24 protein-coding genes and 1 pseudogene are annotated in these 24,068 nt (G+C 72.8%); 15 read left to right on the forward strand and 10 right to left on the reverse strand.

The annotated features are described in order from the left end of the window. The first annotated feature begins 13 nt into the window (after window positions 1-13). Entirely contained in the window at window positions 14-655 is a 642-nt protein-coding gene (locus ACZ3YO_RS32285; RefSeq protein WP_465576478.1) for a DUF4232 domain-containing protein, read from the forward strand. 86 nt (window positions 656-741) lie between these two features. On the opposite strand, the gene ACZ3YO_RS32290 is transcribed toward ACZ3YO_RS32285, so the two are convergent. Together ACZ3YO_RS32290 and nadE are read right to left on the reverse strand one after the other, a co-directional pair. Then, entirely contained in the window at window positions 742-1,533 is a 792-nt protein-coding gene (locus ACZ3YO_RS32290; RefSeq protein ID WP_465576481.1) for an MOSC domain-containing protein, read from the reverse strand. Between the two features lie 128 nt (window positions 1,534-1,661). Next, window positions 1,662-2,492 (reverse strand): ammonia-dependent NAD(+) synthetase, encoded by an 831-nt coding sequence (gene nadE, locus ACZ3YO_RS32295; protein WP_465576483.1) that lies wholly within the window; start codon window positions 2,490-2,492, stop codon window positions 1,662-1,664. A gap of 336 nt (window positions 2,493-2,828) precedes the next feature. Between nadE and ACZ3YO_RS32300 the strand changes: the two genes are divergently transcribed. After that, window positions 2,829-4,706 (forward strand): serine/threonine-protein kinase, encoded by a 1,878-nt coding sequence (locus ACZ3YO_RS32300; RefSeq protein WP_465576486.1) that lies wholly within the window; start codon window positions 2,829-2,831, stop codon window positions 4,704-4,706. A 240-nt stretch (window positions 4,707-4,946) separates the two neighbouring features. Here ACZ3YO_RS32300 and ACZ3YO_RS32305 read toward each other — a convergent pair whose 3' ends face one another. After that, window positions 4,947-5,327 carry an ArsR/SmtB family transcription factor gene (locus ACZ3YO_RS32305; RefSeq protein ID WP_465576489.1) on the reverse strand — a complete coding sequence of 127 codons (381 nt, stop codon included), beginning with the start codon at window positions 5,325-5,327 and terminating at the stop codon, window positions 4,947-4,949. Window positions 5,328-5,429: 102 nt separating this feature from the next. Here ACZ3YO_RS32305 and ACZ3YO_RS32310 point away from each other — a divergent pair, with 102 nt between their 5' ends. From ACZ3YO_RS32310 to ACZ3YO_RS32325, 4 genes and pseudogenes are all read left to right on the forward strand, one after another. After that, window positions 5,430-5,741, forward strand: coding sequence for a putative quinol monooxygenase (locus ACZ3YO_RS32310; protein ID WP_396324233.1), 312 nt, complete (start codon window positions 5,430-5,432; stop codon window positions 5,739-5,741). 270 nt (window positions 5,742-6,011) lie between these two features. Further along, window positions 6,012-6,677: a glyoxalase gene (locus tag ACZ3YO_RS32315; protein ID WP_465576491.1), complete on the forward strand. Its 666-nt coding sequence runs from the start codon at window positions 6,012-6,014 to the stop codon at window positions 6,675-6,677. A gap of 131 nt (window positions 6,678-6,808) precedes the next feature. Next, a complete protein-coding gene (locus ACZ3YO_RS32320; protein ID WP_465576492.1) occupies window positions 6,809-7,222 on the forward strand; it encodes a VOC family protein in 414 nt (137 codons plus the stop codon). A gap of 41 nt (window positions 7,223-7,263) precedes the next feature. Continuing rightward, window positions 7,264-7,589, forward strand: a pseudogene (locus tag ACZ3YO_RS32325) (GNAT family N-acetyltransferase); the annotation flags it as partial. A gap of 242 nt (window positions 7,590-7,831) precedes the next feature. On the opposite strand, the gene glnII reads toward ACZ3YO_RS32325, so the two are convergent. From glnII to ACZ3YO_RS32345, 4 genes are all read right to left on the reverse strand, one after another. Beyond that, on the reverse strand, window positions 7,832-8,854 hold the full coding sequence (gene glnII, locus ACZ3YO_RS32330) for a glutamine synthetase (RefSeq protein WP_465547865.1): 1,023 nt from the start codon (window positions 8,852-8,854) through the stop codon (window positions 7,832-7,834). A gap of 244 nt (window positions 8,855-9,098) precedes the next feature. After that, complete coding sequence (locus ACZ3YO_RS32335) at window positions 9,099-10,094, reverse strand: SCO1860 family LAETG-anchored protein (RefSeq protein WP_465576495.1); 996 nt, start codon at window positions 10,092-10,094, stop codon at window positions 9,099-9,101. A gap of 190 nt (window positions 10,095-10,284) precedes the next feature. After that, window positions 10,285-10,962, reverse strand: coding sequence for a uracil-DNA glycosylase (locus tag ACZ3YO_RS32340; RefSeq protein WP_465576498.1), 678 nt, complete (start codon window positions 10,960-10,962; stop codon window positions 10,285-10,287). A 125-nt stretch (window positions 10,963-11,087) separates the two neighbouring features. Continuing rightward, window positions 11,088-12,179: an amidohydrolase family protein gene (locus ACZ3YO_RS32345; protein ID WP_465547862.1), complete on the reverse strand. Its 1,092-nt coding sequence runs from the start codon at window positions 12,177-12,179 to the stop codon at window positions 11,088-11,090. Window positions 12,180-12,274: 95 nt separating this feature from the next. On the opposite strand from ACZ3YO_RS32345, the gene ACZ3YO_RS32350 reads away from it, so the two are divergent. Beyond that, window positions 12,275-13,396 carry a pyridoxal-phosphate-dependent aminotransferase family protein gene (locus tag ACZ3YO_RS32350; RefSeq protein WP_465576501.1) on the forward strand — a complete coding sequence of 374 codons (1,122 nt, stop codon included), beginning with the start codon at window positions 12,275-12,277 and terminating at the stop codon, window positions 13,394-13,396. A gap of 64 nt (window positions 13,397-13,460) precedes the next feature. On the opposite strand, the gene ACZ3YO_RS32355 is transcribed toward ACZ3YO_RS32350, so the two are convergent. After that, window positions 13,461-15,101: an APC family permease gene (locus ACZ3YO_RS32355; RefSeq protein ID WP_465576503.1), complete on the reverse strand. Its 1,641-nt coding sequence runs from the start codon at window positions 15,099-15,101 to the stop codon at window positions 13,461-13,463. Between the two features lie 252 nt (window positions 15,102-15,353). Here ACZ3YO_RS32355 and tmpA point away from each other — a divergent pair, with 252 nt between their 5' ends. After that, entirely contained in the window at window positions 15,354-16,934 is a 1,581-nt protein-coding gene (tmpA, locus tag ACZ3YO_RS32360; RefSeq protein ID WP_465576506.1) for a 2-trimethylaminoethylphosphonate dioxygenase, read from the forward strand. Between the two features lie 94 nt (window positions 16,935-17,028). Here tmpA and ACZ3YO_RS32365 read toward each other — a convergent pair whose 3' ends face one another. Beyond that, complete coding sequence (locus ACZ3YO_RS32365) at window positions 17,029-17,844, reverse strand: GntR family transcriptional regulator (RefSeq protein ID WP_465576525.1); 816 nt, start codon at window positions 17,842-17,844, stop codon at window positions 17,029-17,031. Between the two features lie 331 nt (window positions 17,845-18,175). Between ACZ3YO_RS32365 and ACZ3YO_RS32370 the strand changes: the two genes are divergently transcribed. From ACZ3YO_RS32370 to ACZ3YO_RS32400, 7 genes are read left to right on the forward strand one after another with little or no spacing between them, the layout of a single operon-like run. Next, complete coding sequence (locus ACZ3YO_RS32370; RefSeq protein ID WP_465576508.1) at window positions 18,176-19,348, forward strand: ABC transporter substrate-binding protein; 1,173 nt, start codon at window positions 18,176-18,178, stop codon at window positions 19,346-19,348. A 37-nt stretch (window positions 19,349-19,385) separates the two neighbouring features. Next, entirely contained in the window at window positions 19,386-20,345 is a 960-nt protein-coding gene (locus ACZ3YO_RS32375; protein ID WP_396324243.1) for an ABC transporter permease, read from the forward strand. Then, entirely contained in the window at window positions 20,333-21,181 is an 849-nt protein-coding gene (locus ACZ3YO_RS32380; protein ID WP_465547856.1) for an ABC transporter permease, read from the forward strand. The genes ACZ3YO_RS32375 and ACZ3YO_RS32380 overlap by 13 nt, the downstream gene beginning before the upstream one ends. Window positions 21,182-21,201: 20 nt before the next feature. Next, complete coding sequence (locus ACZ3YO_RS32385; protein WP_465547854.1) at window positions 21,202-22,287, forward strand: ABC transporter ATP-binding protein; 1,086 nt, start codon at window positions 21,202-21,204, stop codon at window positions 22,285-22,287. Between the two features lie 35 nt (window positions 22,288-22,322). Continuing rightward, window positions 22,323-22,997: an HAD family hydrolase gene (locus ACZ3YO_RS32390; RefSeq protein WP_465576513.1), complete on the forward strand. Its 675-nt coding sequence runs from the start codon at window positions 22,323-22,325 to the stop codon at window positions 22,995-22,997. 6 nt (window positions 22,998-23,003) lie between these two features. Continuing rightward, a complete protein-coding gene (locus ACZ3YO_RS32395) occupies window positions 23,004-23,324 on the forward strand; it encodes a DMT family transporter (protein ID WP_465547852.1) in 321 nt (106 codons plus the stop codon). 28 nt (window positions 23,325-23,352) lie between these two features. Continuing rightward, the gene (locus tag ACZ3YO_RS32400) at window positions 23,353-23,676 is read left to right on the forward strand and encodes a hypothetical protein (protein ID WP_465576516.1); all 324 of its coding nucleotides are present in this window, start codon (window positions 23,353-23,355) and stop codon (window positions 23,674-23,676) included. Between the two features lie 260 nt (window positions 23,677-23,936). On the opposite strand, the gene ACZ3YO_RS32405 is transcribed toward ACZ3YO_RS32400, so the two are convergent. After that, on the reverse strand, window positions 23,937-24,068 hold a 132-nt coding region (locus ACZ3YO_RS32405; protein WP_465576528.1), incomplete at its 5' end, for an SDR family oxidoreductase.

Consider the following 24,068-nt stretch of genomic DNA (forward strand, 5'->3'; position numbering starts at 1 on the left):
AGTTGGGACCTCCATGCGCGCGCGAATCGCCCTCACCGCCCTTGCGGTCACCGCACTCGCGGCCGCCGCCACCGCCTGCGGCCCGGAGAACGGTGACGCGCCGTCCGCTGCGGGCCCCGCCCCGACGACCGCTGCCGCCGCGACCACCACTCCCCCGGCTGCCGCGCCGACGCCCGCCTCGCCGACGCCCGCCGCGCCGGCCAAGTCGGCGAAGCCTTCGGCCGCCGCCCCGGGGGCGGGCGACAAGACCGGCTACGGCCAGGCCTGCGGAGCCAACGACCTCACGTTCAGCGCCAAGCTGGAGACCCAGGCGGGTGGCTACCTCCAGATCACCGCCAAGGCCAAGCCGGGTATCACCTGTGTCCTGTCGGGCGAGCACCCGGTCATCGCCTTCGGTTCGGGCGGCATCGAGGCCGCCAACGCCGAGCAGGCCGTCGGCACGCCGATCACGCTCAGCGGTTCCACGGTCGCCTACGCCGGGATCAACCCCAAGAGCACCAAGGACAACCAGGCCGTCGAGTTCAAGGACGTCATCGTCGCCATCGGCCGCACGGACCCGAACCCGGTGAGCATTCCCGTCGGTTCCATCAAGGTCGACAAGCCGGTCGTCACCAACTGGCACACCAGCGCTAAGGATGCCGTCCCCGGCGTCTGATAGCCGACGGCCGGCCGTCGGCCACCGTGTCCCGACCGCGTGGAGTGGAGACCGCTCCGGGCCGGCGCCGGACGCCGCCGCAGGCGTCAGCAGAGACCGACCGCGTCCCCCACCTGCACCCTCCCGGGCTCCACCACCTGCGCGTACACGCCTGCGCAGGGCAGCGCGGCCATCCCCTCCAGCGGCACCAGCCGGTTCTGGGCGGCGAGGACCTTCAGCGCCGCCGTACTGCGCGGCAGTTCGCCGTGCGGGAGGGTCGGGACGGCGCAGCGGGGAGTGGGGACCAGGACGCGCAGCCGGAGGTCCGGGCCGATCCGCAGCTCACGGCCCACCCACTCGTTCTCCACGTAGCCCTCGCCCTCGGTGCGGATCACCAGGTTGGGGCGGTAGCGCTCCGCCCCGGCCGCCACGGCGTCCAGGGTGGAGGTGGTGAGCAGGTGCAGCGGGGCGAAGTCGAAGAACGTCCCGGCGGGGGCGGCCCGGCCGATCTCGTTCTCCGTGACGGCGACCTCCGCCGAGGTCCCGCGGGCCAGCACCTCTTCGGGCACGGCCCGTTCGACGGTCGCACCGGCGGGGCGCTCGCCCACCAGGCTCACCTTGCGGCCCAGCAGCCCGGAGAGTTCGGTCTCGCGCACCACCCGGCCGTCCGGCCCGGTGATCACGACGCCGCCGGCGTCCAGCACGGCCGTGAACCCGAGCATCCCCGCCCAGAGCCGCGGGTTCTTGGCGCTCGCCACCCTCCCGCTCTCGGCGTCGAGCAGCCCCAGCACCCGGTCCCCGTGCAGCCCGCGCTCGGACACGGCCGCCTCGCCCAACTCCTCCCCCAGCATCGACTTCACCGGGTACCGCCGGAGCCGGTCCACCGTCCCGATCCTCATGCCACCACCTCCGCCCACCGCAGCGCCTCAGTACCGCGAAGTGTCCCCCACCCGGACCGAGTTCGGGGCCGGTCTTTCGGGGCCGGCGCCGGACCGGGTTCGCGGGCCGCCGTCCCGACCCGGGCCGCCTACGGTGCGATGGGCAGCCGGCGCTTGTGGTCGGTGAGGCGGTAGCGGCGGACGATCGTCTCGAAGGCCTGCTCGCCCACCGGCTTGCCCTCCAGGAAGTCGTCGATGTCGTCGTAGGTGACGCCGAGCGCGTCCTCGTCGGCCTTGCCCGGGTCGAGGGTCTCCAGGTCGGCCGTCGGCACCTTCCACACCAGTTCGGCGGGCGCGCCCAGCGCGTCCGCGACGGCGCGCACCCGGCGCTTCGTCAGGCCGGTCAGCGGGACGAGGTCGGCGGCGCCGTCACCGAACTTGGTGAAGAAGCCGGAGACCGCCTCCGCCGCGTGGTCGGTCCCGACGACCAGGCCGTCGTACGCGCCGGCCACCGCGTACTGGGCGATCATGCGCTGGCGGGCCTTGATGTTGCCGTGCACGAAGTCCTGGTGGGCGGGGTCACGGAAGGCCAGTCCGGCGGCCACCGCGGCATCGAGCGCGGCGTCGCTCGCGGGCTTGATGTCGACGGTGAGCACGTCGTCCGCCCGGATGAAGGAGAGCGCGAGCTGCGCGTCGTGCTCGTCGGCCTGGACCCCGTAGGGCAGCCGCATCGCGTGGAACCTCGCCTCGTGCCCGGCGGCCCGGGCCCGCTCGACCGCGAGCTGGCACAGCCGGCCGGCGGTGGTGGAGTCGACGCCGCCGCTGATGCCCAGCACGAGGGAGCGCAGACCGGTGGAGGTCAGTCGCTCGGTGAGGAAGGCCACCCGGCGTTCGATCTCCCGCTCGGCCTCGAAGGTCTCGGCGACCTCCAGCTCCCGGGCGATCTCCTGCTGCACGGCGAGGGGCGCCGACTCGCTCACGTCTGCTCCTTGGTCTGGTTCACGAGGTGCTGTCGCACCCACCCTACTCAGCCCCGATGCCCGGCGGGACGGCCCACCGGGCAGGCGCCGGCCGGGCCCGCCGACGCCGGTGCGACGCGCCGCACCGGCCGCCCCGGCCGGAAGGCGGCCCTCGCGGCCGCCGTCCTCCGCCCGTCCTCCGTCCGCCCTCCGTCCGCCCTTGGCGCACACACCCGCTGACGATCCGTCGGGAGCGATCCGTAGCATGGGCACGCACACGGCCGGGGGGTCTGACGCCTCTGGCAGACTGTGCGCGCAGTGACCTTTTGGGCCGGGGCATGACATGGGGGCGGGGCATTGAGCAGCCGGGGAACCGTGCTCGGAGGGCGCTACACGCTGACCGAGCGCATCGGTGGCGGGGGCATGGGCGCCGTCTGGCGGGCCGACGACGAGGTGTTGGCACGGCAGGTCGCGGTGAAGATCCTGCATCCGGGGCTGGTCGAGGACGGCACGTTCGTCAAGCGGTTCCGGCGCGAGGCCCAGTTGCTGGCCGCACTCAAGCACCCCGGCATCGTGGACGTCCACGACTACGGCGAGAGCGGCGACGACTCCGAGGACCGGGTCGCCTACATCGTCATGGAGCTGGTGGACGGGCGGCCGCTCGACAAGGTGCTCGCCGAAGGCGGCCCGATGGCTCCGGCGCGGGCGCTCGGGCTGCTCGCCACCGCGCTGGACGCGCTGCACGCCGCGCACCGGCAGGACATCGTGCACCGCGACGTGAAGCCGTCCAACCTCATGGCCCGGCCCGACGACCGGCTGACGGTGACCGACTTCGGCATCGCGCGGGCCGTGGCGAGCACCAGGATCACGGCCTCCCACGCGGTGATCGGGACGGCGCTCTACATGGCCCCCGAACAGGCCGAGGGGAAGGCCGTCACGCCGGCCTCGGACCTCTACTCGATCGGCGTGGTCGGCTACGAACTGCTCACCGGGGAGCCGCCGTTCACCGGCGAGACGGTGCTGGAGGTCGCACTCAAGCACATCCGGGATCCCGCGCCGGAGCTGCCGGCGGACCTCCCGCCGGAGGTGCGCGCGTTCGTCGCCACCGCGCTGGCCAAGAAGCCGGAGGACCGCTTCGCCGACGCCGCCGCGATGGCGGCCGCGGCGCGGGCCGCGATCGGGGCCGAGCCGAACGCGTCGGCCGCTCCCGCGGCCGCTCCGGCACCCAGGACGCCCAAGACGCCCGGGACACCCGAGTCCCCCAAGGAGCCCGCGAAGGCGGCAGGTGAGGTCGGCAAGGTCGAGTCCCGTGACGCCACCGAGCCGGGCACCCGCCGCAGACGGCGCGGGTTCCTCGTCCCGATCGTCATACCGGTGATCATCACGGCCGGCACCACGACCGCCCTGCTGATCGACCACACGCCGTTCCGGTCCGAGGCGAAGACGCCCGGCGCCCAGCCCTCCGTGGTCGCGTCCACGAGCGCGGACGGCCCCGCCGCCCCGCCGGCGACGCCGCCCGCCACCACGCCGCCGGCCACCCCTGCGCCCACCGGGACGGCGACGCCGGGCGCCACCACCCCCGCACCCGCGACACAGCCCGCCCCGGCCGGCGGCAACCAGGCGGGGGCGACGGCGCCCACCGCCGGCGCCTCGGCCGGCGGCCAGGGCACCCCGCCGCGCGGCACCGCCGGCGGCAGCGGAGGCGGGGCGGGCACCGGCGGCGGCGCGACGCATCCCCCGGCCAACACCCCCGCCCCGCCGGCCGCCACCTCCGCACCCGCGGACCAGCCCCCGCCCGCCAACCCGGCCCCGCAGACGCCCAGCACTCCGCCGGGCTGCGGTGGCACCACGTGGGGGTCCATCGTCAACGTGGCGTCCGGCCGCAAGCTCGGCCTCTCCAAGGACACCCCGTCGGGCGGCCAGGCCGTGATCATGGGCGGGAACACCGCATACGGCTGGGTGCGCTCGGACCCCGACCCCGGCGGCTGGTACCACCTCTACCCGTGCAACCTGAGCGGCGCCGCCCTGGTCCAGGAGACGGACGGGCGGGTGTCGCTCTCCAGCGGCTTCAGCTACCTGAGCAGCTGGAAGATCACCGCCGCGAGTACGCCGGGCGCCTACCGTCTCGCGGAGTACATGGGGTCCAGCTGCCTGACCGACAACGGCGCGGGCAACCAGGTCACCATGGTCACCTGCACCCCCGGCAACAAGTCCCAGGAGTTCAGGATCCCCTAGGACTTGACGTACCACCAGTTGACGAATCCCGTTACCGTTTTCACGGCCCCGCATTTTGGTGCGGTCACGGGACCACGTCGTCACGCCGTCGGAACCGAGGGCGTTGATGGTGAAGTTGAGGTCGTCGAGCTTCTTGCCGAACGTCACCTTGCTTGATCAACATCTCGCCTCACCGGAGGTTCGAATGCGGATCAACCGCGCCCCGAGGGGCAGTTCCCCCACCCCGCCGACCCTTCCCGGCTAGGCCCCCTCTCCCCCCTCGACTCCCTTGGCCCCCTTGGCTGCCTCGGCTCCCTCATCCGCCTTCGCCTGCACCTCGACAGCCAGGATGGCGAGCAGGCCGGGGAACTTGGCCTCGATGTCGGTACGGCGAAGGCTGGCCATCCGGCTGTTCCCCCCGTCGACCTGGCGGATCAGCCCGGCCTCGCGCAGCGTGCGGAAGTGGTGGGTGACCGTCGCCTTGGAGACGGGCAGCCCGAAGGAGCTGCACGTCCGCGCCGTGCCGTCCGGCGCGGCGGCCAGCTCGCGCACCACCCGGCGGCGCAGCGGGTCGGCGAGCGCGGACAGCACCCTGCCGAGCTCGATCTCCTCGACGGCCGGGTGGCCTTCTTCGTCGGGCATGGCGGCGACCTCCTCAGGTACGACTTGAATCGTACCTCTGGCGACTGCTACCGTCCGGCAGGTACGACTGACGTCGTACCTGAAGCAAGGGGGAGAACCCGGATGGACCAGCTCGTCACCCTCGTCGGCATCGCCCGGCCCAAGCCCGAACGCGCCGAGGAGCTCAAGCAGTTGCTGCTCTCCTTCGTCGAGCCCACCCGGCAGGAGCCGGGCTGCCTGGAGTACCACTTCCACGAGGACCGCGACGAGCCCGGTGTCTTCGTGTTCTACGAGGCGTGGCGCAGCCAGGCCGACCTCGACGCCCACCTGGCACTGCCGCACCTGCGCGACTTCTGGGAGCGCCGGATGGACTACCTGACCGGCGATCTGGAGATCCGCTTCCTGACGATGCGGAGCCCGTACCCCGGGGCCTAGGGTGCGCCCGGCGGTTCGCGCACACCCGGCGGGCTTCGCGCTGCGCCGGAAATCGCCCCGGTTCCGCCGAGGACCTGGCAACGGTCGAGGAGTCGGCGGCGCACCGCGGGCGCCGCGGTGACGCGCAGGGTGCAGCCCGCGCCGCGTCGGGCCGGCCCACGAGCCAGGCTCGGCGATCAAGGTGGCGGGGGTGCCGGCGGGCGTCGCGAAGCACGTCGCGAGACCGGTCAGGAATCGAGAAGCCCCGGCCGCAGCGCAGCCCCTAGCGTGATGGTCATGGCAACCACCGCTTCCATCGCAGCCCCCACCTCCCTCGCGTCCGTCACCCTCGAGGTGGCCGACCCCGAGGCCGCCCACCGCTTCTACAGCGCCTTCGGTGTGAACGCGTACATACGCCTGCGGGCGTCCGAGGCGCACTCCGCCGGATTCCGCGGCTTCACCCTGGCGCTCACGGTGTCCGGCCCGGCCACCGTCGACGGCTTCGTCGCCGCCGCCGTGGACGCGGGCGCCACGGTGCTGAAGCCCGCCGCGAAGTCGCTGTGGGGCTACGGCGGCGTCGTCCAGGCCCCGGACGGGACGATCTGGAAGATCGCCACCTCGGAGAAGAAGGACACCGGCCCCGCCACCCGCCAGATCGACGAGCTGGTCCTGCTGCTCGGCGTCGAGGACGTGAAGGCCACCAAGCAGTTCTACGTCGGCCGCGGTCTGACCGTGGCCAAGAGCTTCGGCGGCAAGTACACCGAGTTCGCCCCCGGTCAGTCCAGCCCCGTCAAGCTGGCGCTGTACAAGCGCCGTGCCCTGGCCAAGGACCTCGGCGTCCCCGCCGACGGTTCCGGCTCGCACCGCATCGTCCTCGGCAGCACCGCCGACACCTTCACCGACCCGGACGAGTTCGCCTGGGAGACCGCCGCGTCGCTCGCCCCCACGCCGTCCTGACTCCCGGCCCCACTCCCACCCCGCTTGACCCTCCTGTCATGCCGATCGACCGGCGAACAGGTGCCGACGTGACATCCGGGCCCTGGCCCGGATGTCCGGCACGCATACATCCACAGTGCAAGGAGTAGGACATGAAAGCGCACGTCAGCTCGATCCTCCTCGGTGTCCGGGACATGGACCGGGCCAAGCGGTTCTACACCGAGGGTCTCGGCTGGAAGATCAGCAACGACTACGGCATCTCGGTGTTCTTCGAATCGGACGGCGCCTCGCCCGTCGGCTTCTACGGCCGCGAAGGCCTGGCCGACCAGGTGGGGACGGACCAGGAAGGCAGCGGCTTCAGCGGACTGGTTCTGACCTACGTCGTCCGCAGTGAGACGCGGGTCGACGAGATCATCGCGGAGGCCCGGAAGGCCGGCGCCACCATCCTCAAGCCCGCCGGTGCTCTGCCGTGGGGCGGGTACGGCGGCACCTTCGCCGACCCGGACGGCTACGTCTGGAGTCTCGGCTACAGCGCCCAAGGAACCGACCAGCCCTACGCCGAGTAGCCGCGATCTCTTGCCTCACAGCAGCCCGGGACGGCGCGGTCGACTTCTTCCACTGGTGCCCCTCCCCACGGGAGTGGTGGCAGGTCGCGCACACGCCGGAGGGCGACCTGGCCGGCATCCACATCCCGGCCCACAGCCCCTCCGGCCCGATCATCGGCTTCATCGGAGTCGTCCCGGAACAGCGCGGTCGCGGCTACGCCTACGACCTCCTCGTGGAGTGCACCCACCTCCTCGTCGAGCAGGGCGCGGAGTTCGTCACCGGAGCGACCGACCGGGCCGACTTCCCGATGGCCGCGAACTTCGCCGGGCGGGCTTCCCCGTCATCCGTGAACGCATCAACTTCCTCCCGGCGGGCCGAGCGGCCTAGCGAGGAGTAACACGCGGTGAGCGGTCCGGTCCGAGGGCAGTCCCGGACCGCTTGCCAGTGCCCGGCCGCATGCCGGCTGGCCATGTCCCCCCCAGCAGGATCACGATCCACAGTCGGCGTACCGGCCGGCAGAGCGGGCGCCGGCCGGGTTCGTCCACCGGGCGCCGGCCGGAGCGGAAACGGCCGCCGGGCCTCCCCTCACGTGGAGGGAAGGCCCGGCGGGGTGCTCAGTGGGAGGCGGCTCAGACGAGGCCGGCCTTCTCCAGGGCGGAGCAGCAGGTGTTGACCAGGAGGCGGGTCACCACGTAGGGGTCGACGTTGGCGTTCGGGCGACGGTCCTCGATGTAGCCCTTCTGGTCGACCTCGACCTGCCACGGGATACGGACCGAGGCGCCGCGGTTGGAGACGCCGTAGCTGTAGACGTTCCACGGGGCGGTCTCGTGCTTGCCGGTCAGGCGGGACTCGATGTCGGCGCCGTACTGGGTGACGTGCTCCAGGACCTTCTCCTGCGAGGCGCCGAGCGACTCGCAGGCGGTGATGATCGCGTCGTAGTTCTCGCGCATCGCCTTGGTGGAGAAGTTGGTGTGCGCGCCGGCACCGTTCCAGTCGCCGCGGGCGGGCTTGGCGTCGAGGGTGGCGTCGATGCCGAACTCCTCGGCGGTGCGGTAGAGCAGGTAGCGGGCGACCCACATGTGGTCGGAGACGGTCAGCGCGTCGACCGGGCCGATCTGGAACTCCCACTGGCCGGGCATGACCTCGGCGTTGATGCCGCAGAGCGCGAGGCCGGCGTCGATGCAGCGGTCCATGTGCAGCTCGACGATCTCGCGGCCGAAGACCTCCTCGGCGCCGACACCGCAGTAGTAGCCGCCCTGCGGGGCCGGGAAGCCGCCCTCGGGGAAGCCGAGCGGGCGGGAGCCCTTGAAGAAGGTGTACTCCTGCTCGATGCCGAAGATCGACTCCTGAGCGGCGAACTGCTCGGCGATCGGGCGGAGCAGCGCACGGGTGTTGGACTCGTGCGGGGTGCCGTCGATCTCGTTGACCTCGCACAGGACGAGGATGTTGTCGCCGCCGCGGATCGGGTCCGGGAACGTGGCAACCGGCTCGAGAACCCGGTCCGAGGCGTGACCCTCGGCCTGGTTGGTGGAGGAACCGTCGAAGCCCCAGGTGGGGATCTTGTCCGCGTTGGCCAGGATCCGAGTCTTGGAGCGGAGCTTGGCGGTCGGCTTCGTGCCGTCGATCCAGATGTACTCGGCCTTGATTGCCACGACGGTGAACCTCGCAAACTGGGTGGTGGGTGCCCGCGTAGCGTCGCAAGCCGCCGTTTCCCGGTTGTTCCTCTCATGTAACACCCAGGTGAACCAACCGTCCGCGTCGGCACGGTCACGGTGCGGGAGTGCCGTGCGTGGCACCCCGCACCGGCCCGCGGGCAGGGCGGGTGTCAGTACCGGCCGTCGGCCGGTACCGGTACCGGCCGACGGTGCGGGTGAGTACCGGGGCACGGTCCGGGTGTCAGTGCCGGCGGGCATGCGCGGCCCGGCGGCGGGTGGCCCAGAGGGCGCAGCCGCCGGCCGCGACCAGGGCGGCGGCGCCGACGGCCAGCGGGCCCGTGCTGTCGCTGCCGCCGGTGGCGGCGAGGCCGGCGCCGGTGCCGGACGGGCTCGCGGTGGCCGCGCGGGGGGCGGCGGCGGCCGTGGTGGCGTCCGCGACGGGCTGGACGGCCGGGGTGCCGGTCGGGAGCGGGGCGGAGGGAGCGGCGGTGGAAGGGGTGGGGGTCGTGGCCGGTGCGGCCGGCTTCTCACAGCTCACCGAGGCGACGGTGATCTTCCCGGTGACCTTGGCGACGTTGAGGTTGAGCGGGTTCACCTCGATCTGCACCTCCAGGGCCGAGGCGGCGGCCGTGGTCGAGGTGGTGCTCCGCTTCGAGAACTCCACCGAGACGCTGCCGACCAACGGCACGTCCACCTTGGTCGGCCCGTACAGGCTGAGGGTGACCGGCTTGCCGAGGACGGTCAGCCTGGCGGGTGCGACCACGTCGGCGGTCGGCTGCCCGTCGACCGGGCAGGTGGCCTCGGAGCTGAGCGCCTCCAGGCCGAGCAGGGTGGTGGCCGGCAGGCCGGGGGCGTGCACGTCGGCGTTGACCAGCTTGACGGAGGCGTAGGTGCCCTTGGCATCGGACCTGGTCACCGCCTTGCCGACGTCCGCCTTGACCAGGGTGACCGGGCCCTGCTGGTCGACGCCGTCGACCTTGGCGGTGAGCACGGAACCGTCGCGCTGCGCCGGGGTCTCGACCTTGTTGAGCGCGATGTCGACCGGGACGTCCACCGCCTTGTTCAACAGGCTGACGTCCAGGTCGAGTTCGGCGGTCACGGCGCGCGCCTTGCCGGCTGGGGCCGACGAGGGCGCGGGTGCCGGCCCGTTGGCGTGCGCCGACGGCACGGCTATCAGCGCCGACACCACGACGACCGCGGCGGCGAGGGAGCGGGAGGAACGGACGGAAGAAGGCATGGCGGTACCCCACGGCTGGTGGTCTCGGTGGAGCGCGCCTCCGACATCACCCGCAGGGCGGGGCAAGGGGCTGGCGCTCCGAACGACGAGCCGCCAGTCTTCTCGAACAATCCGTCACATGAGTCACACAGAACGTCATTTCACTCGTTCGAGTGAGGTTGCCGCCCGAAGCTGCCTGCCCTGCGGCTCGTTACGGCAGCCGCCAGTCCACCGGCTGCGCCCCCTGCCGCACCAGCAGTTCGTTGGCCCGGCTGAACGGCCGCGAGCCGAAGAAGCCGCCGTTCGCCGAGTACGGGCTCGGGTGCGCGGACTCGATCGCGGGCACCTCCCCCAGCAGCGGACGCAGGTTCCGGGCGTCGCGCCCCCAGAGGATCGCCACCAGCGGACCGCCGCGCGCCACCAGCCCCCGGATCGCCTGCTCGGTGACCTCCTCCCACCCCTTGCCACGGTGGGCGGCGGGCTTGCGCGGCGCGGTGGTCAGCGCGCGGTTCAACAGCAGGACGCCCTGCTGGGTCCACGGGGTGAGGTCCCCGCTGGACGGCTGCGGCAGGCCGAGGTCGTTCCCGTACTCCTGGAAGATGTTGACCAGGCTGGCCGGGATCGGCCGCACCTCGGGCCCTACCGAGAAGCTGAGCCCCACCGCGTGGCCGGGCGTCGGGTAGGGGTCCTGCCCGACGATCAGCACCCGCACGTCGGCGAGCGGCTGCTGGAAGGCGCGCAGCACGTTCGGCCCCGAGGGCAGGTACGTGCGGCCGGCGGCCAGCTCGGCGCGGAGGAAGTCGCCCATGGCGGCGACCCGCCCGGCGACCGGCTCCAGCGCGGCGGCCCAGCCGGGTTCGACGATCTCGTTCAGTGGACGCGGTGCCATGGTCGCCACCCTATCGGCCTACACCGACAGCGCGTTCACCCGGATGATCTTCGAACGCCGGAGGGGACGATCGCCCCACGACCGGCCGGACGACCGGCCGGGCGACCACCCCGGCCGCCGCACGATCAGCCCACCGGCCGTCCGCGCAGCACCACGAGCCGCGGGTCCGCGAGCACCCGGACATCGGCACGAGGGTCCTCGTCGTAGACCACGAAGTCGGCCGGAGCGCCCTCCTCCAGGCCCGGCCGGCCCAGCCACCGCCGCGCGCCCCAACTGGCCGCCGACAGCGCCTCGGCCGGGGTCAGCCCGGCCTTCACCAGCTCGGCCACCTCGTCCGCGACCAGGCCGTGGGCGAGCGAGCCGCCCGCGTCCGTGCCGACGAAGACCGGGATGCCCGCGTCGTGCGCGGCGCCCACGGTGGCGTAGCGGCGCTCGTGCAGCCGGCGCATGTGCGCGGACCAGGCCGGGAACTTGCTCTCGCCGCCCGCCGCCAGGGCCGGGAAGGTGGCGATGTTGACCAGGGTCGGGACGATCGCGACGCCGCGCTCGGCGAAGACCGGGATCAGCTCCTCGGTCAGCCCGGTGGCGTGCTCGACGCAGTCGATTCCGGCCGCCAGCAGGTCCGGCAGGGACTCCGCGGCGAAGCAGTGCGCCGTCACCCGCGCGCCCTCCTCGTGCGCCGCCGCGATCGCCTCGGCCAGCGCGTCGCCCGGCCAGCAGGCGGCGAGGTCGCCGCGCTCGCGGTCGATCCAGTCGCCGACCAGCTTCACCCAGCCGTCGCCGCGCCGGGCCTCGGCCCGGACGTAGGCGGCGAGGTCGCCGGGCTCGATCTCGTGCGCGTAGTTGCGGATGTAGCGGCGGGTGCGGGCGATGTGACGGCCGGCCCGGATGATCCGGGGCAGGTCCTCGCGGTCGTCGATCCAGCGGGTGTCGGCGGCCGAGCCGGCGTCGCGGATCAGCAGGGTGCCGGCGTCACGGTCGGTGACCGCCTGCTTCTCGCTGGTGGCGGCGTCGACGGCGCCGTGCGCGTCCAGGCCGACGTGGCAGTGCGCGTCCACCAGACCGGGCAGCACCCAGCCGGTCACCGTCCGGACGTCGGCGGCGCCGGACGGACGCGTGAACGCCACTTTGCCGTCCACCACCCAGAGTTCGTCCCGGACGTCCTCCGGACCGACCAGCACCCGGCCCCTGACGTGCAGCACCGCAGCATCGCTCATGGCCCGCACTCTACCGACGGGAGTGCTCCGTGTAAGCAGCGAAGATGCGGCAGACTCATTCCCGCCCGAACGACCCCGCTCCAGAAAGGCCGGCTGTGAACGCGCGAAGCGAGATCACCATCGAGAGGCACCCCTTCCTCGACCTGCCCCCGCTCGGCGCCGCCGACTTCGCGGCCATCGAGGACCAGGTGGCCGCGCTGCTGCACACCACCGCCGACGTGATCGTGACCCAGGGTGAGGCGCTGCTGCCGCTGGAGGCGGCGATCCGGGGCGCCGCGCACCCGGGCTCCACCGCGCTGAACATCGTCACCGGCCCGTACGGGCAGACCTTCGGCAACTGGCTGCGCGACTGCGGGGCGACGGTCGTCGATCTCGCCGTCCCGTTCGACAGCGCGGTCACCGCCGGACAGGTCGCCGAGGCACTGGACGCCTACCCGGCGATCGACTTCGTCTCCCTCGTCCACGCCGAGGCCGCCACCGGCAACACCAATCCGGTCGCCGAGATCGCCGCCGTGGTCCGCGAGCACGGCGCGCTGCTGATGCTCGACGCCGTCGCCTCCGTGGCCGCCGAGCCGCTGCTCACCGACGCGTGGGGCGTCGACCTGTGCGTGATCGGCGGCCAGAAGGCGATGGGCGGCCCGGCCGGGGTCTCGGCCGTCTCGGTCTCCGCGCGCGCCTGGGAGCGGATCGCCGCCAACCCGGCCGCCCCGCGCCGCTCCTACCTCTCCCTGCTGGACTGGAAGGAGCGTTGGACGGACGCCGGGCGCACCGTACTCCCGCACGCCCCGGCCCAGTTGGAGATGCTGGCGCTCGGCGCCTGCCTGGACCGGATCAGCGCGGACGGCCTGCCCGCCGTGATCGCCCGCCACCGCGCCGCCTCCGCCGCCACCCGCGCCGGCGTGCGCGCGCTCGGCACGCTCAGCCCGTTCGTCCCCGAGGACGCCCACGCCGCCCCGGTCGCCACCACCCTGCGCACCCCGGACGGCCTGCACGCGGCCGAGCTCACCGCCGAGCTGCTCCGCCTCGACCCCGCGCTCCCCGTCCAGCCGGGCGGCGGCGCCCTGGCCGCCTCGATGCTCCGTGTGAACCACTACGGGCCGGCGGCCTCCCTGGAGACCGTCCGGGGCTGCCTGTCCGCCCTCGCCACGGCGACCGGCGCGAACGCCTCGCCGGCCCTGGCTGCGGCCGAAGCCGCCTGGACCGCGACCGCCAGCTAGCCGGCTACGGCCCCAGGAACGCCGAGCGGCCCCCGTTCACACGGGGGCCGCTCCGGATCTCCGCTCAGTGCCCGCCGGCGTCCACCACCTCGACGCCGCGGATGTTCCGTTCGATCTCCTCCACCGGCAGGGCGACCGCCAGGGCCCAGTAGTAGATCACCAGGGAGAACACCACCACGACGAGGATGTCCCACCAGAGCGGCAGATTGCCCAGGGAGCCCTCGCCGAAGGAGCCCTGCCAGGAGGTCACGCCCATGCCGACCAGGTAGACCGGCAGCCACTGCCCCGCCTTGAAGTCCATCCGGGGCGCGTTCGGCACGCCCTTCGACACCGCGTACGCGGAGTAGCCGCCGAGCAGCACGTAGCCGATCAGGATCGCCAGGCCCAACCGCCACAGGGTGTCCCAGCCCGCCCAGTAGATGACCAGGCTCGCCACCGCGAAGGCGAGCGGCGAAATGATCGTGCCGCCGGGCAGGTGGTACGAACGCTCCAGCGTCGGCAGCCGCTTGCGCAGCACCCCGAAGGCCAGCGGCGCGCCCGCGTACATCAGCACGACGGCGGACGTGATGAAGCCGACCAGCCGCTGCCAGCTCGGGAAGGGCAGGAAGCAGAGCACACCGGCGACCCACGCGACGATCAGGCCCAGCCACGGCACGGAACGCTTGTCGGTGAACTGCAGGGTCTGCGGCGCGTAGCCGTTGCGGCTCAGGCCGTACGTGACCCGCGAGCTGGAGGTGATGTAGACCAGCCCGGTGCCGGCCGGCGAGATGATCGCGTCGATGAAGAGGATGGTGGCCAGCCAGCCGAGGCCGATCAGCGTCGCGAGGCCAGCGAACGGACCGCTGATGCCGGGGTAGTCGAGCGTCGTCCAGCCGCCGGCGAAGGTCTCCGGCGGCAGCGCCCCGATGAACACCACCTGGAGCATGACGTAGATGACCGTGCCGATCACCACCGACCCGAGGACGGCCCGCGGGATGTCCCGGCGGGGGTTGCGGCTCTCGCCCGCCCACTGGATGGCCTGCTCGAAGCCGAGCAGCGCGAAGATCACCCCGCTGGTGCTGATCGCCGCGAGCACACCCTTGGAACCGTCCGGCGCGAACCCGTGGACGGTGAAGTTGGAGCCGTGGAACTCCGTGATCCCGAGGACGAAGATCACCAGGATCGGGACCGCCACCTTCCACACGGTGGCCACGCTGTTGGTGTGCGCGAGGAGCCGTACACCGAGGAAGTTGATCGCCACGAAGACGCCGAGCAGGGCTGCCGCGACGAAGAACCCTTCGGTGGTCAGCGTCTGGTTCGGGTTCAGCAGACCGTCCGCCCAGGACCAGTGCTGGGCGTAGTTGATCATCGCCTGGACCTCGATCGGCGCGATCGTCGCGGCCTGCAGCCAGGTGAACCAGCCGAACGACATCCCCGCGAAGCCGCCGAACGCGTAGTGCGGATACCGCGCCGTACCGCCCGCCACCGGGAACAACCCGCCCAGCTCGGCGTGGACCAGGGCCAGGAGGACGATCGCCACCGCCCCGATCCCCCACGAGATGAGTGCCGCCGGCCCCGCCGCCACCGCCGCCTTCTCCGCTCCGAACAGCCAGCCGGAGCCGATGATCGCCCCGACCGAGGCCCAGAGCAGCCCGATCATGCCGACTTCGCGCTTCAGTCCGGTGTGCCCCGAAGCAACCGGGGCCTCGGTACTGGGGTGAGCCATGGTCGGCCGCCTCTCACGTGGGGGAAATCCACCCCGACAGTGCCGCAGCACCGGCAGATCCTCCACACCGCAACGCGCTGCCGCCCGCTCCCGTCACCCGAACGGCCATGCCGCACGCGGGGGCCACGCCTCGGGGCTCGTGTTCCCGAGGGGTTCACCGTCCCGACACCCCGTTCTCACCGGGGCCCGGCAGGCTCCTGGTCGTGAAGTTGGCTATACAACTTCACGTGAACGCCGTCGAGGAGGAGACCCATGTCCGACCTGCCGCCGTACTGGCTGCGCGACAACTGCCCCTGCGCCGACTGCCGGGACCAGCGCAACGGGCAGAAGCTGTTCCAGATCACCGACCTGCCCGGCGACCTCGCCGTCGCCGCGCAGACCGAGCTCGACGGGCACCTGGAGGTGCTCTGGTCGGACGGGCACCGGTCGCGGTACCCGCTGGAGTGGCTCGGCGCGGAGCAGGAGGGGGACGGCCGGACGGAGGCGGACAAGCGGCTCTGGGTGGCGGCGGACTTCGCCGGCGGCCTCCCCGAGGCCGACTGGGCGGCCTACCTCGCCGACCCGGCCGAGCGGGCGGCGGTGCTGGGCGCCGTCCGGCGCAGCGGCTTCGCGGTGCTGCGCGGGGTGCCGGCCGTCGAGCGGCAGGTGCTCGCGGTGGCCGGGACCTTCGGGTACGTACGGGTCACCAACTACGGCGAGCTGTTCGACGTCCGGGTCGAGCCCGACCCCAACAACCTCGCCTTCACCAGCGTCGCGATCGCCCCGCACAGCGACAACCCCTACCGGGACCCGGTGCCCACCCTCCAGCTGCTGCACTGCCTGGAGAACTCCGCGACCGGCGGGGACTCCGGCCTGGTGGACGGGTTCAAGGCCGCGGCGATCCTGCGCGAGGAGGCGCCGGAGGACTTCGCCGTCCTCACCCGCACCCCCGTCCCGTTCGTCTTCCGTGACCGCTCCACCGAACTGCGCGCCGACCGGCCGCTGATCGAGGTGGACGCGCTGGGCCGGATCCGCGAGGTGCGGTTCAACAACCGCTCGATCGGCACCCTGCGCGGCGACCCTGCCGAGCTGGAGGCGTTCTACGCCGCGTACCGCCGGTTCGCCGCGATCACCCTGCGGCCGCAGCTCCGCCTGGAGTTCCGGCTGGACCGGGGCGACTGCCTGATCTTCGACAACGTCCGCCTGCTGCACGCCCGGACGGCCTTCGAGCAGGACGGCTCGCGCCACCTCCAGGGCTGCTACGCCGACCTCGACTCCCTGGCGTCCGCCCTCGCCGTGCTGCACCGGCGCGCCGCCGCGCTGGACGCCATCGGCGAGCTGTTCGCCGGCGAGGGCGCCGGGGAGTACCTGGGCGAGGCGGTCACCATGGCCGAGCACATGCTCCAGGCCGGCGCGCTCGCGCAGGCGGCCGGGGCCGCGCCGCACCTGGTCGCGGCCGCGCTGCTGCACGACGTGGGGCACTTCCAGGGGGCGCTGCACGGGCGCGACCTGATGCAGGGGCAGGACAACCGGCACAGCGACACGGGGGCGGACTGGCTGGCCCGGTGGTTCGGGCCGGAGGTCACCGAGCCGGTCCGGCTGCACGTGGCCGCCAAGCGCTACCTGTGCGCGGTCGAGCCGGGCTACCGGGAGCGGCTCTCCGAGGCCTCCGAGTACACCCTCCGGGTGCAGGGCGGCCCGATGGACGAGGCGCAGGCCGCCGCGTTCGCCGCCCTGCCGGGCGCCGAGGACGCCGTCGCGGTGCGCCGCTGGGACGAGCAGGCCAAGGAGGCGGACACCGCGACCCCGGGCTTCGGGCACTTCCGGCCGCTGCTGGCGTCCCTGATGCGCTGAGGCGCGCCGCGGGCGGCCCGGCCGGCACCGGCCACGGGTGGAGCGGGACGTCGGACCGGCCGGCCTCCCGCTCCGCCCGCTCCCGGGCCGCAGGTCAGTCGCTCTCCCGAGCGTGCCGCGAAAGCGCCGACGTGGCGAGCGAGTTGTGCACGCTGAACGCCACCGTGCCCGGCAGGTAGCGGTCCTGGGACCACTCCACCGGGGTGCCGGTCGGATCGGTGGTCCGGCGCCGCTCGCGCAGCAGCGGGCCCCCGCGGCGGCAGCCGAGCAGCCTGGCGTCCTCCGCGTTGGCGGCGACGACGTCGATGGTGTGGTCGGCGTCGGTGAACAGGATGCCGTGCTCGCGCAGGACTTCGGTGTGCGAGACCACGTCGGCCGGCAGCTGGGCGACGATCTCGCCGACCCGCGGCGGGTAGATCGTCCGCTCCACCATCACCGGTGTGCCGGAGAGGGTGCGCAGCCGGACGGTCACGTACACCTCGGAGCCCGGCTCCAGCCGCAGTTGCTCGCGCTCGGCGGCGTCGGCCGGGCGGCAGACCAGCGAGTCCAGGATGCCGCCGGGCTCCTCGCCCATCGAGTACGCCCAGTGCGTGAAGCTGAGCAGCTCGGAGAAGCTCTGCACCCGGGCGGTGCCGAGCACCACCCGCCGGGTGCCGCGCCGGGAGGTGACCAGCCCGTCCGAGCGGAGCACGGCCAGCGCCTGGCGGACGGTGCCGCGCGAGACGCCGTACTGCTCCGCCAGCGCGCCCTCGGCGGGCAGCCGGCCGGCCTCGCCGTACGTGCCGGTGGTGATCGCCTCGCGCAGGTCGGCGGCCACCTTGCGGTAGAGCGCTCCGGCGGCGCGGTCCTGGCCGGCCGGCGCGGGCGCGGAGGCAGCGGGGGCCTCGGGGCGTTCGGGCTCCAGTGCCACGTCAGTCAAAGTCCCTCCTGGGGCGGTGTCCTGCGCAGCCGTACCGGCGCGGACAGCCCGACCATATCCCGCTGCGCCTTCGAAGCATCGCATCCGGTTGATCACTCCCCGATGGCCTGATTCGACCGTTCCCACAGCCGACTCCGGTTCTGGGCCATCCGTTCACCTTCCCGTCACCGGACTCCGGCGTACTTACCCCCGTCAGCGAAGTTGGCTAGTCAACTCGGACGGTTTCGAACAGCCGGCCCAGCGACCGGAAGAGCCCCTCGCGCGACCCGATCCCCCGATCTCGACATCTCTCGCAGTACGCCCCCGATCAGGAGACTGACCCGTGACCGTGCACCGTGCCCGCGCCGCCGCCCTCGCGGCCGTACTGACCGCCGCCGCGCTCTCCCTCACCGCCTGCGGCTCCGCCGGTTCGTCCACCGCGAAGTCCGGCGACGCCGCCAAGGCCGGCGCCAAGGACGCCAAGGACGCCGCCTCGGCCGCCGACCTCGGCGGCATCGACGCCCTCGTCGCCGCGGCCAAGAAGGAGGGCAAGCTGCACGTCATCACGCTGCCCAAGGACTGGGCCAACTACGGCAAGATCATGGACTCTTTCAAGGCCAAGTACGGCATCGAGATCGAGGACGAGAACCCGGACGGCTCCAGCCAGGACGAGATCAACGCGATCACCTCCCGCAAGGGCCAGGACCGCGCCCCCGACGTGGTCGACCTGGGCAGCGCCTTCGCGCTCCAGGCGGTCAAGGACGGCCTGCTCGCCCCCTACAAGGTGGCCACCTTCGACAAGGTGCCGGACACCATGAAGGACGCGAACGGCGCCGCCGTCAACGACTACGGCGGCTACATCTCCATCGGCTGCGACGCCAAGAAGATCGCCAACTGCCCGAAGACCTTCGCCGACCTGCTCAAGCCCGAGTACAAGGGCCAGGTCGCGCTGAACGGCAACCCGACCAAGTCCGGCTCGGCCTTCGGCGGCGTCTACGCGGCCGCGCTCGCCAACGGCGGTTCGCTGGACAACATCCAGCCCGGCATCGACTTCTTCGGCAAGCTGAAGCAGTCCGGCAACTTCAACCCGGTCGAGTCGACCCCGGCCACCATCGAGAAGGGCGAGACCCCGATCTCGATCGACTGGTCCTACCTGAACGCGGGCTACACCGACGAGTTCAAGGACAAGGGCGTCGACTGGAAGGTCTCCGTCCCCAGCGACGGCAGCTACGCCCAGTTCTACAACCAGGGCATCAACAAGTGGGCGCCGCACCCGGCCGCCGCCCGCCTGTGGCAGGAGTACCTGTTCAGCGCCGAGGGCCAGAACCTCTTCCTCGGCGGCTACGCCACCCCGGCCACCTTCGACGCCCTGAAGAAGGACGGCACCCTGGACGCCGCGGCCGCCGCCAAGCTGCCCACCGTCGAGAAGCCGTTCACCACCTTCCCGACCCAGGACCAGATCACGGCCGCCAAGAAGGTCGTGACCGAGAACTGGACCAAGGCCATCGCGGGCTGACACCCGGCAGCAGCGACCCGAACGGGCTGATCCACTCATGACCACGGCTCCCACCCCGGTGCCGACCACCCCCGCCGCCACCGACCTCGGTGGCGGCGCGGGGGCGTCCGCCACCGCCACGACCACCACCCCCGGCCGGCGCGCCCGCCGGCGCCCCCGCGGCGGCGCCTGGCTCGCCACCGTGCCGCTCTTCCTGTTCTTCCTCGTCGGCTTCGGCCTGCCCGCCGTCGCCATCGTGATCGGCGCCTTCACCACCTCCACCGACGCGGAGGGCGGTGGCGGCCAGTTCACCTTCGACAACATCACCGCCTCCGTCCAGGGCGCCTACCGGACGGCGATGGTCAGCAGCCTGGAGCTGTCCGCGCTCACCGCGCTGCTCGCCACCCTGATCGGCCTGCCGATCGCCCAGGCCGTGGTGACCTCCCGGAACGGCTGGCTGCGCCAGGCCGTGCTGACCGCCTCCGGCGTGCTCGCCAACTTCGGCGGCCTGCCTCTCGCCTTCGCGTTCGTCGCCACCCTCGGCAACGCGGGCGAGGTCACCAAGCTGCTCCACCTGACCGACCACGGCTGGTCGCTCTACTCCTTCACCGGCCTGACCATCGTCTACCTGTACTTCCTCATCCCGCTGATGGTGCTCACCATCACCCCGGCCCTGGACGGCCTGCGGGTGCAGTGGCGCGAGGCCGCCCACAACAACCGGGCCACCACGGTGCAGTACTGGCGCCACGTCGCACTGCCGATCCTGCTGCCCTCGCTGCTCGGCGGCTTCGTGCTGCTCTTCGGCAGCGCCTTCGCCGCGTACGCCACCGCCGCCGCCATGGTCGGCGCGACCGTGCCGCTGGTCAGCCGCTCGATCGCGGACGCGCTCTCCGGCAACGTGCTGGTCGGCCAGGGCAACCTCGCGCTCGCCCTCAGCCTCAACATGATCGTGGTGGCCGTCCTGGTGATGGCCGTGTACCTCCCCCTCCAGCGCCGGAGTGCCCGATGGCTCAGCTGACCTCCGCCCGTGCCAAGTCGCAGCGCCGCCCGGTGCGTTGGTGGCGCGGCGCCGTCCTGCTGCTCGCCGGTGTCTACTTCGTCGTGCCGCTGGCCGCCGCCGGGTACTTCTCGGTCGACGACCCGAAGGGCTTCTCCTTCGAGGCCTACACCGGCCTGCTGAGCGCCCCCGGCTTCCTGGACAGCCTCTGGCTCACCCTCGAACTGGCCGTCGTCACCGTCCTGGTGCTGCTGCTCCTGCTGGTGCCGGCGCTGATCGCCGTCCGGCTCGGCGTGCCGAAGCTGCGCCCTGTGATCGACGTGCTCTGCACCCTGCCACTGGTCGTCCCGCCGGTCGCGCTGACCGCCGGCCTGATCGGCGTGCTCCGCTGGGGCCCGGACTACCTGATGGACACGCCGTTCTTCCAGACCTTCGTGTTCGTCCAGGACCCGGACTTCCCGCTGGTCCTGGTCATCGCCTACGTGCTGATGTCGCTCCCGCTCGCCTACCGGGCACTGGACGCGGGCCTGCGCGCCGTGGACGTGCGCACCCTGGTCGAGGCCGCCCGCAACTGCGGCGCGAGCTGGCCGCGCGCGGTGTTCACCGTGGTGCTGCCCAACCTGCGCGGCGCGCTGCTGAACGCCTCCTTCCTGACCCTGGCGCTGGTGCTCGGCGAGTTCACCGCCGCCTCGATCCTCGGCTACCAGCCCTTCCCGGTGTGGATCTACTCGGTCGGCAACAGCCAGGCCCACATGTCGGTCGCGGTCTCCATCCTGAGCCTGCTGATCACCTGGCTGCTGCTGCTCCTGCTGGCCACCGTCGGCCGCGAGCGCCGGCACAAGACCACCACCTCCTGAAACCCCCGGAGTTACCCACCATGACCACGGTTACCGCCCCGCCCACCGGCGTCCCCCTCGCACCCGGCAGCGCGACCGTCGAGTTCCGCACGCTGCGCCGATCGTTCGGCGCCACCACCGCGCTGGACGGCCTCGACCTGACCGTCCACCCGGGTGAGCTCCTCGCCCTGCTCGGCCCGTCCGGCTGCGGCAAGACCACCGCGCTGCGCATCCTGGCCGGCTTCGAGCAGCACGACTCCGGCCAGGTGCTGGTGGACGGCCGGGACATCACCGCGATCCCCGCCCACAAGCGCGACGCGGGCATGGTGTTCCAGTCGTACAGCCTCTTCCCGCACCTCACCGCAGCCGACAACGTGGCCTTCGGGATGCGGATGCGCGGCACCGGCAAGGCCGAACGCCGCAGGCGCGCCCAGGAGCTGCTGGAGCTGGTCGGCCTGCCGCAGCACGCCGACCGCTACCCGCACCAGATGTCCGGCGGCCAGCAGCAGCGCATCGCACTCGCCCGCGCGCTCGCCCTGCAGCCGCGCGTGCTGCTGCTGGACGAGCCGCTCTCCGCCCTGGACGCCAAGGTCCGCCTCTCGCTGCGCGAGGAGATCCGCCGCCTCCAGCAGGAGCTGGGGATCACCACGCTGTTCGTCACCCACGACCAGGAAGAGGCGCTCTCGATGGCCGACCGGGTCGCGGTGCTGCGCGCCGGCCGGCTGGAGCAGTGCGCCACCCCGTCCGAGCTGTACGCCCGCCCGGCGACCGCCTTCGTCGCCGAGTTCGTCGGCACCATGAGCCGCATCCCGTGCGTCCGGGCCGGGGACGGCGTCGAGGTGCTCGGCCGCCGGCACCCGGTGGACGGGGCGACGCCGGCCGACGGCTCGCTGGAGGTGCTGGTCCGCCCCGAGAACGTGATCCTGGCCCCTGCCGCGAACGGCCCGGCCCTGGTGGTCTCCGCGTCGTTCCTCGGCGCCGTCACCCGCCTCACCGTCCGCCTCGACGACGGCACCGAGGTCAAGGCCGACCTGCCGACCGAGGCCGCCGCCGCCCTGCCGATCGGCTCGCGCGCCGCGCTCACCCTCCCGGAGCGCCCGGTCCTGGTGGACCGCCGTACCGTCTGAAGCACCGTCTCCTAGGATCCACCGAAGGTACCGCCATGCCTGCAGTCCCCGTTCCCGCCGCCGTCCTCTTCGACATGGACGGCACCCTGGTCGACACCGAGCACCTCTGGTGGCAGGCCGCCGCCGAACTCGCCGACGAGCTCCACCACTCGCTCACCGACCAGGACGCCCCCGAGGTGCTCGGCCAGGCCGTCGAGCACACCGCCGCCCACCTGCACCGGGTCAGCGGCACCGAACTCAGCGAGGCCGAGCTCGCCGACCGGCTCGGCGAGTCCTTCGCCGGCAAGGTCGCCGCCTCCACCGTCCCGCGGCCGGGCGCCCTCGCCCTGCTCGCCAAGCTCCGGGACGCCCGGGTGCCCACCGCCCTGGTCTCCGCGTCCCCGCGCCGGGTCGTCGACCTGGTGCTCTCCACCATCGGCCGCGACTGGTTCGCCGTCACCCTGGCCGCCGAGGACACGCCCCGCACCAAGCCCGCGCCCGACCCCTACCTCGCGGCCGCCGAGCGGCTCGGCCTGGACCCGGCGGTCTGCGTCGCCGTCGAGGACACCCCGACCGGCGTCGCCTCGGCGACCGCCGCGGGCTGCGCGGTCCTCGCGGTGCCGTCCAGCGACGTGGCGATCCCCGACGGCTCCCGGATCACCCTGCTGGACAGTCTGGTCCACGCCGACCTCGCCCTGCTCGGGAAGCTCGGCGCCGAGCCGGCGGTTTGACCGGCCATGGCCTATCTTCTGCTCGCCCTCGCCATCGTCAGTGAGGTCTGCGCCACCAGCGCCCTCAAACTCACCGAGGGATTCAGCCGCCTCTGGCCGAGCATCGGCGTCGCCGTCGGCTACGTGCTCTCCTTCGCGCTCCTGGGCAAGGCGCTGAAGCACATCCCGGTCTCGGTCGCGTACGCGGTGTGGTCGGGCGCGGGGACGGCCGCCGTGGCGGGCATAGGTGTCGTCGCCTTCGGCGAGTCCCTGGGCCGGCTGCAGTGGCTGGGCCTGGCCCTGATCATCGTCGGCGTGGTGGTGCTCAACCTGAGGGGCAGCCACTGAGCCGCGTCGGGTGTGCGAGCATTCGGACATGCTGACCTTCGAGACCCTCGCCACGTGGCTGGAGACGCGGTACGGGTGGCACCGCCCCGAGCGGCGGATCGCCGACCGCGGCTTCGCGTACTCGGTCGACACCCAGCCGGACGCGTACCTCGACGGCGACGAGTCCGCGATGACCTGGGGCAACGGCCCGATCATCGTGCTCAAGCGCACCGGTGCCGTGTGGCCGCTGGGCTCCAGCCCGATCTTCCTCCCGTTGTTCCAGGCCTGCACCGAGGCCGAGTTCGAGAAGGCGGTGGCGACGGCGATGCCCGGCGTGGACCCGCGGCGGCCGCACGAGGTCGTCCCCTTCTGAGCCCCGCCCGGAGCGGGAGGCCGGCCGGTCCGGCTTCCCGCTCCGGGCGTTGCCGCGGTCAGCCGGCGGGCGTGTCCTCGATCGGCCGGGCGAGCTCCAGGCGTCTCGGGCCACCCGAGCGTCGAGCGGTGGCCCGGCTGCTCGGGGTGTGCTCCGGTGCCGGGTCGGTCCCGTGGGCGTGGAGGTCGTCCGGCAGTGCGCGCCGGCCTCTGCCGGCACCGCCCGGCGCGCACTGTGGTCCGTGCCCTACCGGCCTCGGGTCAGGGCGCGAGGGGGCCGAGGTAGGTGCCGCCCGACACGTCGACCGTCTGACCGGTCACCCAACGCCCCTGCGGGCCCGCCAGGAACCCGACGACGTCGGCGACGTCCTCCGGCTCACCGAGCCGGCCCAG

This window comes from Kitasatospora sp. NPDC022785 (assembly GCF_055561295.1).

Bases quoted from the DNA above. Each gene is read 5' to 3' on its own strand.
- ACZ3YO_RS32285 (WP_465576478.1), top strand. From the start codon at position 14: ATGCGCGCGCGAATCGCCCTCACCGCCCTTGCGGTCACCGCACTCGCG.
- ACZ3YO_RS32290 (WP_465576481.1), bottom strand. From the start codon at position 1,533: ATGAGGATCGGGACGGTGGACCGGCTCCGGCGGTACCCGGTGAAGTCG.
- ACZ3YO_RS32305 (WP_465576489.1), bottom strand. From the start codon at position 5,327: ATGCCCGACGAAGAAGGCCACCCGGCCGTCGAGGAGATCGAGCTCGGC.
- ACZ3YO_RS32310 (WP_396324233.1), top strand. From the start codon at position 5,430: ATGGACCAGCTCGTCACCCTCGTCGGCATCGCCCGGCCCAAGCCCGAA.
- ACZ3YO_RS32315 (WP_465576491.1), top strand. From the start codon at position 6,012: ATGGTCATGGCAACCACCGCTTCCATCGCAGCCCCCACCTCCCTCGCG.
- ACZ3YO_RS32320 (WP_465576492.1), top strand. From the start codon at position 6,809: ATGAAAGCGCACGTCAGCTCGATCCTCCTCGGTGTCCGGGACATGGAC.
- ACZ3YO_RS32335 (WP_465576495.1), bottom strand. From the start codon at position 10,094: ATGCCTTCTTCCGTCCGTTCCTCCCGCTCCCTCGCCGCCGCGGTCGTC.
- ACZ3YO_RS32340 (WP_465576498.1), bottom strand. From the start codon at position 10,962: ATGGCACCGCGTCCACTGAACGAGATCGTCGAACCCGGCTGGGCCGCC.
- ACZ3YO_RS32345 (WP_465547862.1), bottom strand. From the start codon at position 12,179: ATGAGCGATGCTGCGGTGCTGCACGTCAGGGGCCGGGTGCTGGTCGGT.
- ACZ3YO_RS32355 (WP_465576503.1), bottom strand. From the start codon at position 15,101: ATGGCTCACCCCAGTACCGAGGCCCCGGTTGCTTCGGGGCACACCGGA.
- tmpA (WP_465576506.1), top strand. From the start codon at position 15,354: ATGTCCGACCTGCCGCCGTACTGGCTGCGCGACAACTGCCCCTGCGCC.
- ACZ3YO_RS32375 (WP_396324243.1), top strand. From the start codon at position 19,386: ATGACCACGGCTCCCACCCCGGTGCCGACCACCCCCGCCGCCACCGAC.
- ACZ3YO_RS32380 (WP_465547856.1), top strand. From the start codon at position 20,333: ATGGCTCAGCTGACCTCCGCCCGTGCCAAGTCGCAGCGCCGCCCGGTG.
- ACZ3YO_RS32385 (WP_465547854.1), top strand. From the start codon at position 21,202: ATGACCACGGTTACCGCCCCGCCCACCGGCGTCCCCCTCGCACCCGGC.
- ACZ3YO_RS32390 (WP_465576513.1), top strand. From the start codon at position 22,323: ATGCCTGCAGTCCCCGTTCCCGCCGCCGTCCTCTTCGACATGGACGGC.
- ACZ3YO_RS32395 (WP_465547852.1), top strand. From the start codon at position 23,004: ATGGCCTATCTTCTGCTCGCCCTCGCCATCGTCAGTGAGGTCTGCGCC.
- ACZ3YO_RS32400 (WP_465576516.1), top strand. From the start codon at position 23,353: ATGCTGACCTTCGAGACCCTCGCCACGTGGCTGGAGACGCGGTACGGG.